Source organism: Paenibacillus plantarum, from assembly GCF_013141695.1.
Lineage (GTDB): Bacteria > Bacillota > Bacilli > Paenibacillales > NBRC-103111 > Paenibacillus_E > Paenibacillus_E plantarum.
Window position 1 is genome coordinate 1 of record NZ_WHNY01000021.1, and the last position, 17,071, is coordinate 17,071.

At 43.2% G+C, this 17,071-nt stretch carries 8 protein-coding genes and 1 pseudogene; 8 read left to right on the plus strand and 1 reads right to left on the minus strand.

Annotated elements, in window-relative coordinates; translation table 11 throughout:
• Positions 1-240: 240 nt before the first annotated feature.
• The 5 genes from GC096_RS06705 (at position 241) to GC096_RS06725 (ending at position 13,196) form a co-directional block, all read left to right on the plus strand.
• On the plus strand, positions 241-5,916 hold the full coding sequence (locus tag GC096_RS06705) for a discoidin domain-containing protein (RefSeq protein ID WP_171629486.1): 5,676 nt from the start codon (positions 241-243) through the stop codon (positions 5,914-5,916).
• A gap of 432 nt (positions 5,917-6,348) precedes the next feature.
• A complete protein-coding gene (locus GC096_RS06710) occupies positions 6,349-8,121 on the plus strand; it encodes a glycoside hydrolase family 35 protein (RefSeq protein ID WP_171629487.1) in 1,773 nt (590 codons plus the stop codon).
• A gap of 66 nt (positions 8,122-8,187) precedes the next feature.
• Entirely contained in the window at positions 8,188-9,462 is a 1,275-nt protein-coding gene (locus GC096_RS06715) for a Gfo/Idh/MocA family protein (protein ID WP_171629488.1), read from the plus strand.
• Positions 9,463-9,525: 63 nt separating this feature from the next.
• Positions 9,526-11,973, plus strand: a complete 2,448-nt coding sequence (locus GC096_RS06720; protein WP_171629489.1) for a glycoside hydrolase family 2 protein — start codon at positions 9,526-9,528, stop codon at positions 11,971-11,973.
• 107 nt (positions 11,974-12,080) lie between these two features.
• On the plus strand, positions 12,081-13,196 hold the full coding sequence (locus tag GC096_RS06725; protein WP_171629490.1) for an ATP-binding protein: 1,116 nt from the start codon (positions 12,081-12,083) through the stop codon (positions 13,194-13,196).
• 208 nt (positions 13,197-13,404) lie between these two features.
• Here the strand turns inward: GC096_RS06725 and GC096_RS06730 are convergent.
• A pseudogene (locus GC096_RS06730) lies at positions 13,405-13,653 on the minus strand (transcriptional regulator); the annotation flags it as partial.
• Between the two features lie 290 nt (positions 13,654-13,943).
• On the opposite strand from GC096_RS06730, the gene GC096_RS06735 reads away from it, so the two are divergent.
• The 3 genes from GC096_RS06735 (at position 13,944) to mglC (ending at position 16,758) form a co-directional block, all read left to right on the plus strand.
• On the plus strand, positions 13,944-14,099 hold the full coding sequence (locus GC096_RS06735) for a hypothetical protein (RefSeq protein ID WP_171629491.1): 156 nt from the start codon (positions 13,944-13,946) through the stop codon (positions 14,097-14,099).
• Between the two features lie 98 nt (positions 14,100-14,197).
• Positions 14,198-15,715: a sugar ABC transporter ATP-binding protein gene (locus GC096_RS06740; RefSeq protein ID WP_171629492.1), complete on the plus strand. Its 1,518-nt coding sequence runs from the start codon at positions 14,198-14,200 to the stop codon at positions 15,713-15,715.
• A 17-nt stretch (positions 15,716-15,732) separates the two neighbouring features.
• Entirely contained in the window at positions 15,733-16,758 is a 1,026-nt protein-coding gene (gene mglC, locus GC096_RS06745; RefSeq protein WP_171629493.1) for a galactose/methyl galactoside ABC transporter permease MglC, read from the plus strand.
• The last annotated feature ends 313 nt before the right edge of the window (positions 16,759-17,071 follow it).

Genomic DNA, 17,071 nt, shown 5'->3' on the forward strand with positions numbered 1-17,071 from the left:
ATGAAGCAAAGAATGAGAGAAGTGCTAGCTATTAGCGGAATTTCTCAAGGGAGGGGGAGCAGGTTAAGCATCGTTATGTGCATGGGCCTGCTTTCCCTTTGCTTTGTGAAATGGTGATGGAATCAACTCTGGTTTGTAAGCGTATCCACCCTGGACTTGGCGCGATTCGCCATTTAACGTTAAATCGTCGGAAAGAGGGGTTGGGAATCGTAAGGAATTCATAGAGGAGGAATGAAAAGAATGGTAAAAAAATTCAGAAAAATAACTTCAGTGGCATTGGCAACTGCAATGATCGTTACATCCATGTTTGCTTTTCCTACTAATAAAGTAGAAGCACAGCAAGTGTCAGGTAATGCCCCGTTTATTAACTCATGGTTGGTATCAGGTCCATTCGTATCCCCTGTAGTGGACCAAATTTATGGAACCACAGTCGAAGAAACCGTGAAATACGCGGCGACGGCATCACAAATAACAGCATCATCGTCAACGCTTGCAGTAAACCCTGTTTCAAAATTAGTTGATGGAAGCACAAGTAGTCAGTGGGTGACAGAAAATGATTCTGCTCCATGGGTGGATCTGAAATGGAGTCAGCCTATTGCAATTAATGAAGTCAAAATAGCGCAATGGGGCGATGGCCGTCACGTTAACAATTATTATCATCTTACTTTCACGCTGAATGATGGCAGCAAAGTAGAATCCGGAAAGGTGGATAGTACATCTTCAAGCTCATCCGCACCAACCCTGTATGCTATGCAATCCGAGTTAAAGAATGTAGTTGAAGTGAAGGTTGAAATTGATAAAGGACGTACACCTTATCCAAGCATAACCGGGATATCAGAAATAGAGGTAAATAACAAGCCGGCAGTCGGATCTGGTTCTGGGGCTGCTACGATCGCTCCCGCAATCGGCGATCTGTTAAGCTTGAATAACGAAAGTAATAAATGGGAATATTTCGATGATCGCATTTACAACAGAAACTACGATGATTACCAAGATTTATATGGTTATTATGCTGTGAAAAAAGGCGTGGATACTAGAAACAAATATGTCTACGCTCATACATACGTATATAGCCCGGTAGAACAACAAGCGTATTTTAATGTAGGCGCCAGTGGTTCATATCGACTTTATGTCAACGATAAGGCTGTAACGACACCGTCCATACCTGTGGAGGTGCAGAAGGATTTGACAAAACAAGCGATCCTGTTAAAGCAGGGTTGGAATAAACTGATGATTCAAATCAAACATACGTATACAGAAGATGTTAATTCAAACAATGTACCGACACCATTAGATCAAAATGTTGCATACCTTGGGTTCTATGGGAGAGTTGCAGATCAAAATGGCAATAAAATAAATGGACTTGTTCAGACGGTTAAAGGCGAAGCTGCGGCTCTAGAAATTGTAACACAAGGCCTATCAACCGAGGATGACATTAAGTCTCCGTTACCAACCCAAAATATGCCGATTGGCTACAAGGAATGGCCTTATGTATGGAATAAATCGAAGGGGGGCAATAAATACGGTGTTGCGGCATCGGCATTTCAATTTATGGCGAGTGGGGGAGCGCCTGGTTATACTTGGAGTATCGTAGATGGCAAACTGCCTGATGGCTTGGCATTAAATGCTGATGGCACAATAGCAGATGGATTAGTGAATGGAAATGTCGATTTAAATAGCAGCAAAGGTATAATCAGTATTAACGCCGCACCAGGAGATTATAACTTTACTGTGCAAGTAACTGACCTGAATGGAAATACGTCTAGAAAGAATATGACAATTACAGTAAAGGAACGCCCCAATAAATGGTTTGAAGAAGGGCGAGTGGGTGCTTTATCTCATGCTGCCCCAATTTACCAATACTTTGTTGACCCGAATTTCTCTGCTGATTTATGGGCAGAAAGGGCGAAAGCTCAAGGGCATTCATTGGTATCGGTTGAATCGGTACAACAAGCTTATTTCTGGCCGTCCAAGTTTGCGGATCCAAAAAATGATAGGCATATCTATCTTCCAAAAGACGAAAATGGCAAAGTAGTAGATGGGTTGAAACAGTTTGAACTGGCAGTTAAGCGTTATGGAATGAAGTTTGGGCTATATTATGGCGGCGGAGTACAAGTTTACACAACCGACCTTTATGTACAGAATTTAACTGATTTGATTACACGGTATACGCCTGCGTATCTTTATTTTGATGGACCGCAAGGGATACCAGATCAAAATTTTGATGTGATATACAGCACTGTTCGCAATTTAAGCGATGATATTATCGTAAACTCCAATGCATGGGGTGCAGAGTATGGAGACCCTGATTTAAGAACCGAAGAAGCATCTGGTATTTACGCTAATGGCGCAGCAAATCATCTTTTAAAACGTACTACGATGGAACCATGGAAAATGATACACACAAAAGACGGATTATCTCCATATTACGGTAAACGAGATGACTACAGGCAAGTTGCCAAAGAAATGGTCATGAATGTCGGTAGAGGCTATGTGGATAATAATGATCAAACGCCAGTAGATAGTCGCGGGCCCAATTGGAACTCGCCTGAGGAAATTGCGACAAGGTATCCTAAAGCAGAGCAGGAATACATTGATGTGAGAGAAAGTTTGGCAGCATGGTTTGCACCTGAAGGAAAACCGGAAAGACATGAGTCTACAACGGGTACAATGCCATACTTCTTATCGGGCTATGGTTACGAAGATGATGGAAAAGGCAATGCAGAAAAGTTCGCATTACCTAACAGTACTACAGGGCCACAATGGGGATACGCAATGTATCGAGACAACAATGTTTATCTGCATATTATAAAAGGACCTGACAGCAAAAAAGGGTTTGATGCCATTCTTGGAAAGTCTTTAACGATTCGTCCGGTTCCAGATCATGTGACATCCGTAACCTGGTTGAACGAGGACATTCCTGTCACTTCTTTTGTACAAAATGGAGAAAGTCTGACAGTCAATCTTGCCAATGTCCAGGAGGATCCGATTGATACAATCATCAAGATTGTAACGGACAATTCTGCACGCAGATATTCGCTTACTAATGTCAAAGTAACTGGTGAGCAGTTGACACCTTCATCGCTCAAAATCAACACTGAGGGATATATGACATTTCCGGCGCTCAAAGCCAAGCTTTCAGGTTTAACATACAATAGTACGAATCCTGCAATAGCAGTAGTTAATGCTAACGGAATCGTAACACCGGTATCAAACGGCACAACTACTATTACTGTTAGCGGTACTTATGAAGGGGTAACGAAACAGGATACATTAAAAGTGACAGCAAGAGACGGCAAAATTTATGTTGGGGAAAACATGATTGGCGCAACTTTACTCGTGGATGGAAAAGAAGCTTTCGGAGAGGTTGGTACACTAGATAAACTCAGCTATCAAATCGAAGGCAGATCATCGAAAGGCGGAGCAATAGGTCTTGATGCGGCACAAATTCAATGGCACGGCGGTGTCGTTGATTTAAAAGCGGGTGACAATTTAAAGCCTGTATCGATTAGAGAAACAAATGAATTTACTTTCAAGACAAATGAAATAATTGCACCGTTCGTACAACAACCTACACGGGGAGTCGTTTGGGCTGATGTAACGTTAGACGGCAAAACATTTACAACAAATAAAATATTCATGGACCTGTTGCCATACCAAAATCTTGCAGCCACTGAAATTACAGCTAGTCATAATCAAGGTGCAGTAAGTCAATTAGTTGATGGAAAAACAATTGACGGCATTCATTTTGATCAATTCAAATGGTCGGTACCTGCAAGTGAAAAGTCATGGATTCAATTTAAGCTGCCGACAAAGTCTCAGATTGCTAATATCAATCTTAACTTCAATTCTTTGGAACAAAATTATATCAATACGCCTAAAACAATAAAAATTCAAACTAGCGCTGATGGTGTGGCATGGACTGATGTCAAGACCGTTAACGGCCCGACAGGTACAGCTAATTTTGGATTCTATAACCAATATGCAGTAAACACGGAAGCTCAATACGTTAAATTACTATTTGATGGCGGTTCAAACGGGTCAACGATTGATTTGCTTGAAGTGGCAATAAACGGAGTGGATACGTCCAATTTATTTGATCGCATCGATTATGCGTACAAGCCGGTTACTGCAGCTACAGGTAAATATGACATTAAGGCTTTCACGGGTGCGGGTGCACCGATGGATATGAAAGACGCGGTAATCACGGTAACAAGTGAAAACCAGGGTGTGATTACGGTAGGCGATTCAAACCTGCTGACCGCTGTTTCAAAAGGTATAGCAAAGATTCACATAAGAGTAACAATAGGCGGACGTTCAATTGAAGAAGTTACTTATCTTTCTGTTGATGAGTCAGGAAAAATAGTTGCGGCTCCCTATTTAAGTAAAATTGATTTAACTCTGAACAAAAATACAATTAAACTCAACAATCCTATCTTTGCTACATTTAATGGCTTATTAAGTACAGGAGGAAGCGCTGATTTATCAAGTGCTGCTGTAGAATATCAATTTAGCGATGCAAGGTTATCTGTCGTTGAAGGCAGCAATACGATCATTGCTAAAGGCGAGCTTGGTACTGGGTTTAATGCAACCGTTGCTGTAAAGGTTACTTTAGACGGGGTAGCCGTTATAAGTCGTCCCATGACAATAAGTGTAGTTGTTGATACTGTCCCTCAGTCGAAAATGACGGCAACGGCGACAAGTCAGGAAACGGCTGGGGACAACAACGCAGCATCCATGGCTGTTGACGGAAACCCAGGAACGATCTGGCATACAAAGTGGAATAAATCCGACGCTCTCCCCCAATCGATTACCTTAAACCTTGGAGGAACCTACAAGATCAATAAAGTCTCGTATTTACCAAGGCAATCAGGAGGCAGCAATGGAATTATTACAAGCTATAACGTGTATGTAAGTACGGATGGGGTTTCTTTTACAAAGGTTGCAAGTGGAAATTGGGATAACAACAGTGCGGAGAAATACGCATCATTTACTTCGGCAAATGCATCCTATGTCAAGCTCGAAGCAACAGCGGGCGTCGGTGGGTTTGCAAGCGCTGCGGAGATCAATGTATGTCTGGATTCACCGGAAGTGCCGCAAGCTGTTATAGCCGGACCAGTTAAGGTGAATTCCGGGCAAACCTTCAATCTGACGATGGGACTGACCGGCGTTACGCAAAGCGTATACCAGCAAGTGTACGCCCAAGATTTCACACTACAGTATGACCCTGCAAGTGTGAATTTCGAAACGGTGACATCCCTGAAAGACGGGTTCCGAGTCATCGATCAAAAGGAGACGGCGCCGGGTCAACTCCGGATAGTGGCTGCCAGCGTGGGCACGAACGTGACTGCTCAAGGCGATTTTCTCGCCATTAAATTTACGGCAAAATCTGTAGCCCAGGCAACCAATACGACAATTTCTATAGACCATGTTGTGATTGCCAATGCACAGGGGAATGAGCTGCAGGTCGGCGGAGCCTCCCGTGAGATCCAAATAACTGTAACTACTATACCTGTAGATAAGTCGCTCTTGAATGCAACGATTGCAAGTGCTCAGTCGAAGTACGACGCAGCAGTGGAAGGCAATGGAGATGGACTGTATGCGATTGGCTCCAAAGCACAATTGCAGTCGGCTATCGATGCAGCTAAAGTGGCATCAAACGCTTCGAATGCCACCCAGCAGCATGTGGATAGCGCGAAGGCCGCACTGGAAGCAGCGATTCAAGTGTTCATAAGCAAGAAAATAACTTCTGATGTCAATACAGGCGGTGTCTCAATTGGAGACTTGGCTGTGGTTGCAGCTGCTTACGGCAAACAACAAGGTCAAGTGGGCTGGAATGAGAAAGCTGATGTAAACCATGACGGCATAGTTGACATTATAGACCTTGCAATCATAGCAAAAGCGATCTTGCAATAGAATAACCACTTAGAATGTTGAATGGAAGGTTAATTAATCGCACTAGCGAAATTGAGGATTGATCGGCAATGAAATGGGGGGGGCTTTTCCCCCTTCCGTTACCATTTGCGCTTATTATCAAAATCAAGGGATAATTCATTGATATTTTGCAACCAAGAAATCGTTATTGAAAAAGTTAAGAATAAAGTCTTCAAATCCACTAGGTTGTTGGTTTTGAAGGCTTATTTAGTTATTTTGTAGAAAAACCACTTTTTTTAATAAGTGCTTTTTAAGAAATTGTAGGATTCTTTGATTTTTGTTGTTTCGTAGTTAGGGTTCGCATAGTATGCTCAGCGAATCAATTGCTATTTTATGCAATCATTGCCAGTTGGATATCTCCAAGAATATGGATACTCTACTGCGCGAAGAAATGTTATTAAAGGAGATGTCAAAATGGCTTCGTTCACAATGGAAGGTAAACAATTTATTTATAACGGTGAACCGATTCGAATCCTGTCGGGAGCCATGCATTATTTCAGAATTGTGCCTGAATATTGGAAAGACAGGTTGTTGAAATTAAAAGCTTGCGGTTTTAACACGGTTGAAACCTATGTAGCTTGGAATGTCCATGAACCGAAAGAAGGGCAGTTTAACTTTCAAGGCATCGCCGATGTTGAGCGATTCGTTCAATTAGCAGGTGAATTAGGACTGCACGTTATTATTCGGCCGAGTCCGTATATTTGCGCTGAATGGGAATTTGGCGGGTTGCCCTATTGGCTCCTTAAAGACCCTTCTATGCAATTGCGTTGTTACTATAAGCCTTACTTGGATAAAATAGACACCTACTACGACGAAATATTGGCAAGGTTTAAACCCCTTTTATGTACGAATGGCGGACCGATTATCGCCATGCAAATTGAAAATGAATACGGAAGTTATGGCACAGATAAGGAATATCTGGCGTATATAAGGCAAGCCATGATCATCCGTGGAATGGATGTGCTTCTTTTCACTTCGGATGGGTATGACGATTCCAATCTTCAAGGAGGTACGTTAATTCCGGACGTGTTCGCAACAGTCAATTTCGGATCACGGCCTGAAGAAGCATTTGCCAAATTGCAGGAATATCAGCAGGACAAACCGTTGGTATGTATGGAGTATTGGAATGGCTGGTTCGATTATTGGGGAAATGAACATCATCAGAGAGGTCATGACGATGTAGTGGACGTACTGGAGCGGATGCTGGAATTGGGTGCTTCCGTTAATTTCTATATGTTCCACGGCGGTACGAATTTTGGTTTTTATAATGGAGCAGGTTTTTTGGGTAAACACGAACCGGTCGCAACCAGTTATGATTATCACGCCATGTTGAATGAATCCGGAGATATTACCGACAAATACATCGCAGTTCGAGAATTGCTTTCCAAGTATGTGGATTTGACGGATATTGAAATTCCCTCTTCCAATCCAAAGAAACATTACGGCACTGTCCGCCTTACAGAACAAACGAAGTTATTTGATTCGCTTGATCAGTTGTCGTCCCCAGTGAAAAGTAAATGTCCAATAACGATGGAACAACTGGATCAGGATTACGGATTTATTTTGTATACGACACAGATATCGGGTCCAAGGGCAAAGAATAAACTCGTACTCCAACAAGTGCGTGACAGAGCGCTCATTTTCCTGGATGGGGTTTATCAGGGGACGGTTGAAAGAAACACGCATGATCAGACAGTGGAATTAAAAGAGAATGATATTCTGGTACAAATACCTCCGGAAGGCGCGACGTTAAGTATTTTAGTAGAAAATATGGGCCGGATTAATTACGGTTATAGTTTGAAAGATCCAAAAGGGATTACAGAAGGGGTTCGTTTTGAACGAGGGTTTTTGCACGATTGGAAAACTTACTCACTTCCTCTAAACAATATATCGGAACTCGAATTCGGGGACAAGCAAGAAAGTGGTTCTTTTACGCCTACTTTTTATAAAGGCAAGTTTCATGTTGACGAAGTCGGAGACACATTCTTGAAGCTGGAAGGTTGGATGAAGGGCGTAGCTTACATTAACGGCTATAACCTCGGACGTTATTGGGACATTGGTCCACAGAAAACGCTATATATCCCAGGACCGCTTCTGCGCGAAGGGGAAAATGAGTTAATCGTGTTCGAACTGCATGGCACAAACGATCCGATTGCTAATCTTCAAGACTTTGCTGAGTTAGGGTAGTTTGTTGAAATTCGTTACGTCGATGATCTTGCATAAATAATAGATGACATTATTGGGGGAACTATCTTGAGAAAAATTACTGCAGTCCTTGTAGGTGCAGGTCAGAGAGGCGCTGGTGCATACGCATCATATGCGTTGAAATATCCGGATCAAATTCAATTTGTCGCTGTTACGGAGATTGATCCAGTGCGAAGAAAACAATTTATGTTTGAGCACAATATCCCAGCAGAACACGGCTTTGAAAGCTGGGAACAGTTATTAGCAAAGCCAAAGATGGCTGATGCCATGCTTGTTTGCACACAGGACCAGATGCATTTTATGCCAGCGTGCAAAGCGCTGAAAGAGGGATATCACGTTCTGCTTGAGAAACCGATGTCACACGATCCATTAGAATGCATCATTTTAGGGGAAATTGCAGAGTCGTACAAGCGGATATTTTCGATCTGCCATGTGTTAAGATTTACAGATTTTTTCAAGACGATTAAAAAGCTGTTACAACAAGACCGCATCGGAAGTTTAGTTACGATCCAGCATACGGAGAATGTTGAATATGCCCATTACGCTCATAGCTTTGTAAGAGGGAACTGGAGAAAATCCAAGGAATCCAGCCCGATGATCTTAGCCAAAAGCTGCCACGACATGGATATTTTATTGTGGTTAGCCGATGCGAATTGCACAAAAATTGCTTCTTTCGGCTCTTTAACGCATTTTCGAAAAGAGAATGCCCCTAAGGGTGCACCAAAAATGTGTCTGGACGGTTGTCCCATTCAAGATGAATGTCCATATTATGCGCCTAAAATTTATATTGATCGGGATGATTGGATTAACAAAGTCTTCCGCACAGTCGTTAGTAGCGATGCAAGCGATGAAGGGGTTCTCCATGCCTTGAAGGAGGGGCCATACGGTAGATGTGTGTACCATTGTGACAATGATGTCGTTGACCATCAGGTGGTCAATATGGAGTTTGATAACGGGGTAACGGTTGCTTTTACGATGAGCGCTTTTACATTTGAAGGCGGGAGATCATTGAAGCTGATGGGATCTAACGGGCAAATCAGAGCAGATATGGAACGGAACGTAATCGAAATCACGAGTTTTTTGACAGGGGAAAAGGAAATCATTCACCTTGAGTCACCGCTTGAGGGACATGGCGGTGGAGATGAAGGTATTATGGGGGATTTTGTTAAATTGGTGCGTCAAGACGGAAATGTTCCAGGACTCACTTCAGCTCATGTGTCTGTCCAAAGCCACCTTATGGCCTTTGCAGCTGAAAAGTCCCGTTTGGAGAATTCTGTTGTCCAAATGGACGAATTCTATGAATTATTAAAAACAAATACGTAAGAGGAATAATTTAGCTGAGAAAGTGGCGGAAGCAATGCATGAGGAACTGGAGAGTGATTGACCATGAAATATTCAAATCATGGCAGAAGAACGGAGAATTTCAACCGGAACTGGAAGTTTATTCGCGAAGACATAAGCGGAGCCGAACAGAGTTGTTTTTCGGACGCTGGCTGGGAAATGGTCTGTCTGCCTCATACGCCAAGAATTGAATCGCTGCATGTAGACATGCATTTTCAAGGGATATGCTGGTATCGCAAGCATTTTGCCTTGGACGAAGCGGACAAAGGTAAGAAGATCTTTGTGGAATTCGAAGCGGCTATGCAGGAGGCTGATGTATGGATTAACGGCAAAGTCAAGCTGAATCATAAAGGCGGTTATTTGCCGTTTACGATCGACATATCCAATGATGTCGATTTCGATGGGGCCAATGTCATTGCCGTTCGGCTCGACAACCGGAACAATGGCTCCATACCGCCAGGAAAGCCGCTGGAGAGCCTCGATTTCTCCTATTTCGGCGGACTTTACCGCAATATTCATCTTCATGTAACGGAGAAGTTGCATATTACGGATGCCGTTTACGCCCGTAAACCAGCAGGAGGCGGGATTTTTGTCAATTACACCGACGTCTCGCAAGCATCAGCGACGCTCGAAGTTCAGACCCACGTACGCAACGAGCATGAAACGGCCAAGAAAGCGAAAATTGTGACAACGCTGCTAGATAATCAAGGAAGACAAGTAGGGTCGGCCGAAAGCTTGATTGAAACGATTATGGCTGGCGGAGCGCATACCTTCGTTGAGACGATGACGATTAGGAAGCCGCAGCTTTGGCATCCGGACACCCCTTATTTGTACACACTGCAAACGAAAATCCTAGAAGACGACCATACGGCCGACGAGATTCACACCCGGATCGGCATCCGCACAATTTCGTTTAGTAAAGAAGGCGGTTTTGTCATAAACGGTGTAAAGCTGGTCATCCGCGGAACGAACCGCCATCAACAGTTTCCCTACATCGGAAACGCCGCTTCGAACAACGCGCATTATCGCGATGCGAAGAAGCTGAAGGAGGCGGGCTTCAATTTCGTGCGGCTTGGCCATTACCCCCAGGCGACAGCTTTTCTTAACGCCTGCGATGAACTCGGTCTAATGGTCGTCGAACCGGTACCAGGCTGGCAGTACTGCGAGGAAGGTGAGTTCCAGGATATTGTCAAGCAAAATATACGGGATATGATCCGCCGTGACCGAAACCACCCTTGCGTGATCATGTGGGAGGTCAGCCTGAACGAAACGTACATTGGTAGGATAGGGGCGACGGATGAATTTTTTCACGAATGCCATCTGATCGCACATGAAGAATATCCGGGGGAGCAAATGTTTACTTCGGGAGACACGATGGGACGGAATAATCCCGCTTATGTCGGCTACGATGTGCCCTATACGCTATGGAACGACGAAACATTGTCCCGTCCGCTGGAGGAGGTCCTATCCGATAAAGGAGGATTCGACAGAGAGTACGGGGATTACGAGTTCGGCGGTCATGAGAGTACAAGTCGGGTACCACGCGACGCGGGAGAACAGAAGCTGCTGCTGCAAGCTTGGAACTATCAATGGTCACTAAATCGGAACCGTGGCAACAGATGGTCGCTCGGAGATGCCTCGTGGGTCGGCATCGATCATAATCGCGGCTGTTTCCCCCGGTTGTCGGAGTGCGGAGCCCTCGATACCTTCCGGTTGCCCAAATTCGTTTACTATTTTTATCAGAGTCAACGAAGACAGGATATTGTTCATGAGCATGCAGAGAGTGGGCCGATGGTGTATATTGCGAATTATTGGTCGGAACGCACCTCGCCGAAGTGGGTTGTGGTGTTTTCCAATTGCGATGAGGTCGAGCTGTTTGTAAACGGGAAATCGGTCGGCGTGAGAAAGCCTGATCAAGGTCCGGACACGGAATACGGTGAACGTGTGACAGGCTACGAGGTGGACTATTGGCTTAGGGATGAAGAGCAGCATAAAGGGAAGGACGCATGCCTGCAGGGGAAGACGGATGCAGGCGACATGAAGGTTTTTGCGTATGACGGAGGAAATTGCCGCAATTTGGCGCAAGCCCCGTTCACATTTACAGGTTTGGCGTACGTGCCTGGTGAATTGATGGCAATTGGACGAATTGGCGGCAAAGAAGCGGCTAAACATGTTGTACGTACACCACTTGAGCCTGAGACACTTTCCCTCCGCATCGATATGAGCGGGAAAGAGCTTTCAGCCGATGGGGCCGACTTCGTGTTTGTCTATGCTGAAATCAAGGACGCGAACGGGACTGTTGTACCCTCCGCCTGCAACGAGGTTTTGTTCGAGATTGATGGTCCGGCGGTTATCGTCGGTGAAAATCCGGTGCGGGCGGAGGCAGGTATCGCTACCGTGCTGCTGCAAGCTCCAGAGACGCCTGGCGAAATAATCGTGATAGCATTAGCTAAAGGGGTAAAGCCAGCCTCGATCAAACTGGCAAGTGTGTAAGGAATTAAAACATTGTTATACCTTCATAGTGGGAAATTCTATTAACAATTGAGATTAGTAACATTAAAATTTCGTAGATCGCATGAATTTTAAGAAGGAAATAAACTATGAAAATCAACCCTAGTCATCGAAATCAGCATTTTAGAAGGAGTCAAGTCGTTAATTCGAATCATCATTCTAATTTCCATGTGCGTGAACACTGTTATCGACGCTTGGTTGAGATCTCCCCAGAACCAATAGTCGTACATAGCGATGGAATTCTTACCTTCTTAAATAGAGCAGCGTTAAAACTAATTGGTGCAGATTCTCAAGAGGAAATGATCGGAAGATCAATTTTTGACTTTATTCAAATTGATTACCATTGTATAGTCAAAAGTCGGTTTCTCGAAATTGGAGGTGAAGATAACTACCTAGATTTCATACCCATTGAGTTAATACGTATTGACGGAGAAAACATTGAAACTGAAATCTCTAGTGTAGAAGCGTTTAATTTTTTGGGGAGAGCAGTTATACAAAGTGTTATAAGAGATATCTCTGCTAGGAAAAGAAATGATGAATTTTTAATAAGAAGTGACAAACTTTCTGCTATTGGACAATTGGCTGCAGGAGTTGCCCATGAAATACGTAATCCACTAACTACTCTAATAGGATTTACTCAGTTACTAAAAAGTAAATATAATGAACCCTATTGTGTAATCATGTTGGAGGAACTAGATCGTATAAACTTAATTGTAAATGAGTTCATGTTGTTATCAAAACCTCAGATCTCAAATATTAAACAAAATAATGTAAAAATACTTATAGATAGCTTAATCTTTCTTCTAAAAGCAGAAGCAATTATAAACAATGTACAAATCTTTAGTGAAATTGAGGAAAATATTCCTCTAATTTTTTGTGATGTGAATCAACTAAAACAGGTATTTATGAATATAATGAAAAATGCAATTGAAGCAATGCCTACCGGAGGGCATTTTATTATTCAAAGTCAAGTAAGTAGTGAAAAAGTTGTACTCCGTTTCATCGATCAGGGGCATGGCATTCCAAAAGAACAGATCCCTAAACTTGGTCAACCATTCTTTACTACTAAGGAGAAGGGGACGGGCTTGGGTTTAATGGTGTGTTACAACATTATTGAAGCACACAAAGGTACTATTTATATAGAAAGTGTGCAAGGTAGAGGTACAACCGTTAACATTACTTTGCCCCAATCTTTGATGACTTAATGCCCGGAGGGTGGGCACCTTTCTCAAAATGTCCATCTTCCGAGTCCAGTTCACGCTGAGCTAAAACATCGGTTATCATCAAGCTCGACGAGGGGACTTGTGCCGGCATACATATTACGAATGGCTCCAGCAGTTTGTCGATGCCCTGAAGCGAGGGTAATATTTTAGTGATATTTCTTCACCGTAATTAATTGACGATATTTCCCAACAGCTTTTTGACCATTTGGGATTCTACCAATGATCTAACCGCATAGCTCATGTTATTTCTACTCATATTCATTCGAATTGTCATCTCATCGAGAGTCATCGACCGATTTTCAAAGAACATAATCCCGTACAATTGACCAGATGAATGAGTTGCTCCGTACAAATCCATCGTTTCTGCAATAGCATCAATGACCTCTTGTCTTATACGTCCCCTTTCTTCTGATACGTAATTTCCTTCTTTTTGAGACATTAGAATTTGCACCATCCTACTGCCCAAGGCGATTTGCTCGCATTCCAATTTACGGCCAAATCTGTAAGGAAGGCAGTGGAGACGGACTGTAAGCGACTGTAGATATCGGGATTAAATCGATTGACCTGGCTAATATGTATTGGTCGGATATTCAAAAGTTGTTGTTTATGTTAATAAAATGATGGGAATTTTGATGAAAGATATGAGGATATTGCATGTGTTTCCGATTTCACATGGCGTATATTTAGAAATGCAAATAAACAAAACGATCATTTAGGGAGGGGCATATATTGAGAAAATTGATAGCACTTGCAGTAGCGAGCGCTTTGGTTGTAACCGTAGCAGGCTGTGGTAACAAAGCTGCAACACCAACAACTTCTCCGGCAGGAAGCACTGGCGCAGCTGCAACAGACGGTAAAAACCCAACGATCGGTGTGGCTGTTTAAAATTTCGACAGGCTATCCCGTGCAAAGATAAAGAGAAACAGACTTGAAAAATGGCTTCACTTTGTAGAGATTATCGTGAGCTGGTAGGGGGAGTTACCATGATATTACATGAGTATTTATTGGAAATGAATCAAATCTCCAAAGAGTTCCCCGGTGTCAAGGCGTTGGATAATGTTACCCTGAAGGTTCGCCCAGGAAGCGTACATGCGTTGATGGGTGAAAACGGGGCTGGTAAATCGACGTTGATGAAATGCTTGTTCGGCATTTATAAATCCGATGGCGGAGAAATTAATCTGAATGGTGAAACCGTATCCATTCTTAATTCCAAGGATGCCTTGGCAAATGGTATTTCCATGATCCATCAGGAGCTGCACCCGGTTCCACACCGTAACGTGATGGAAAACATTTGGTTGGGCCGCTTCCCGCAAAGAGGCATCGGACCTTTGAAACTAGTGGATCACAAGAAAATGCGTAAAGATACAGTGAGATTGTTTGAACAGCTGCAGATGGATATTAATCCGGATACACTTGTAGGAACTTTATCGGTTTCCAAGGTGCAATCCATTGAAATTGCCAAAGCCGTTTCCTTCAATTCGAAAGTCATTGTTATGGATGAGCCGACTTCGTCGCTGACAGGCAATGAAGTTGAGCAGCTGTTTCGCATTATTCGCGACTTGAAGAGTCGTGGCGTCTCGATTATCTATATTTCACATAAAATGGAAGAGATTCTAGAAATCTCGGATGAAGTAACGATTATGCGCGACGGAACAAAGATTGGGACGTGGGCGTCTTCAGAGCTGACAACCGATATGATTATCTCAAAAATGGTTGGACGCGATCTGAAAGAGCGTTTCCCCGAAAGAAGCAATGTGCCAAACGGTGTATTGATGAGAGTCGAAGGACTGACTTCAGTCATTCCAAGGTCCTTTAAGAATGTCTCCTTTGACCTCCGTAAGGGAGAAATTCTTGGTGTTGGCGGACTGGTCGGAGCACAGCGGACGGAATTGATTGAAGCTTTGTTCGGACTACGCAGTGTAGCATCCGGTAATATTTCGATCCATGGCAAGCAGGTAAAGCTCAAATCGCCGATTGATGCCATTAATCATAAAATCGCGATGCTCACGGAAGAGCGCCGAGTGACCGGGATTTTCCCTGTGTTATCGGTATTGGAGAACACGGTCATCGCGAACTTGAACCGATATATGAACCCGCTTGGATTCATTAATGAGGCGAAACGAAAAGTCGAAGTTGAGAAAAGCATTGAGATGCTTCGCGTGAAGACGCCGAACATGCACGCTCTTATCAAAAACCTTTCGGGCGGTAACCAACAGAAGGTGTTGCTGGCCAGATGGCTGCTTACAGAGCCGGACGTGCTCTTGCTGGATGAGCCTACTCGGGGAATTGACGTAGGGGCGAAGTTTGAGATTTATTCCATCATTGCTGATCTTGCGAAGCAGGGGAAAAGTATTATCATGATCTCTTCTGAAATGCCCGAGCTTCTTGGGATGTCAGACCGAATCATGGTCATGTGTGAAGGACGCCTTACGGGGATCATTGAAGGAAAAAAAGCAACAGAAGAAGAGATCATGCGCCTTGCTGCACAGCTTATTACATAATGGAGGGTCAAGAAACCATGAGTACAAAAACATTAAAATCTAGAGACATTAATGAGTTCGTGACCAAATACGCAATCTACATCGTATTGGTCGTGCTTGTTATTGGGATCGCAATTTATGATCCACGTTTTTTATCCGTTAGTATCCTTCGTGATATTTTACTTCAGTCATCTACACGTGTCATTATTGCATTGGGAGCTGCGTTCATCTTAATTACGGGAGGCACGGACCTTTCAACAGGACGGATCGTCGGTTTGACAGCCGTTATCTCGGCATCCATGCTGCAAACGCAGGATTATGGTCGTAGATTTTTCCCGGATCTACCGAATTTGCCGCTGCTTGTTCCAATTATCATTGCAATTTTAGCTGGTCTTTTGATAGGTCTCATTAACGGGATAATCGTCGCTAAATTGAAGGTTCCACCATTCATTGCAACGCTCGGAACGATGGTAGCTGTATATGGCGCTAACTCCCTATACTTTGATATGAAACCGAATCAGTCTCAGCCTATCGGCGGTTTGAGACCTGACTTTAGTAAATTAGGAACGGGTTCAATTGGATCTGATGCCACGTATTCCATACCATATATCGTTATTATTGCAATTATAGTTGCCATTATCGTCTGGATTGTTTTTAACAAAACGAAACTAGGTAAGTACATGTACGCGATCGGCGGTAACATTCACGCTGCAGTCGTTTCAGGGATTAACGTAAACCGTTACCTGATCTACATTTATTCCATCGCTGGTGCTTTGTACGGATTAGCTGGGGTGCTGGAAGCTTCAAGAACTGGCGGTGCGACGAATAACTATGGAAACATGTATGAGCTTGATGCGATCGCGGCATGCGTAGTCGGTGGCGTGTCCACATCAGGCGGTATCGGAACGGTTCCGGGTGTTCTTGCAGGGGTATTGATTTTCAGTGTTATCAACTATGGATTGACTTTTATTGGGATTAGCCCTTACTGGCAGTTGATAATCAAAGGTGTTATTATCGTCGCAGCAGTAGCATTTGATATGCGAAAATATACGAATTCTAAATAAAAACATGTAAAGCGCAAACTTCTGTGAACTTGAAGAAAACATTCCTATAATGTTTTCTGTAATGAACTGCAATCCCAATTGTTAGATGTGTCTAATAATTGGGGTAAGTCCTTGTAAAGAAGAGTAAGATTACTCCATATTAATGGCGAATTATTATAACGCAGACAGAACCTCTTTCATATTGATGTCAAAAAAGTATTTAACAACTCAATTGATAAATCAAACAACCCGATGGATCTTTCTGAGCTATCAGGTTGTTTATTATTTTTACGTTGCTTCGTGTTCACAATCTCAAAAAATTCGACAATACGGG

What these genes read in the sequence shown, in the direction of transcription:
- GC096_RS06705 (WP_171629486.1), top strand. Translation starts at nt 241, where the DNA reads ATGGTAAAAAAATTCAGAAAAATAACTTCAGTGGCATTGGCAACTGCA.
- GC096_RS06710 (WP_171629487.1), top strand. Translation starts at nt 6,349, where the DNA reads ATGGCTTCGTTCACAATGGAAGGTAAACAATTTATTTATAACGGTGAA.
- GC096_RS06720 (WP_171629489.1), top strand. Translation starts at nt 9,526, where the DNA reads ATGAAATATTCAAATCATGGCAGAAGAACGGAGAATTTCAACCGGAAC.
- GC096_RS06725 (WP_171629490.1), top strand. Translation starts at nt 12,081, where the DNA reads ATGAAAATCAACCCTAGTCATCGAAATCAGCATTTTAGAAGGAGTCAA.
- GC096_RS06740 (WP_171629492.1), top strand. Translation starts at nt 14,198, where the DNA reads ATGATATTACATGAGTATTTATTGGAAATGAATCAAATCTCCAAAGAG.
- mglC (WP_171629493.1), top strand. Translation starts at nt 15,733, where the DNA reads ATGAGTACAAAAACATTAAAATCTAGAGACATTAATGAGTTCGTGACC.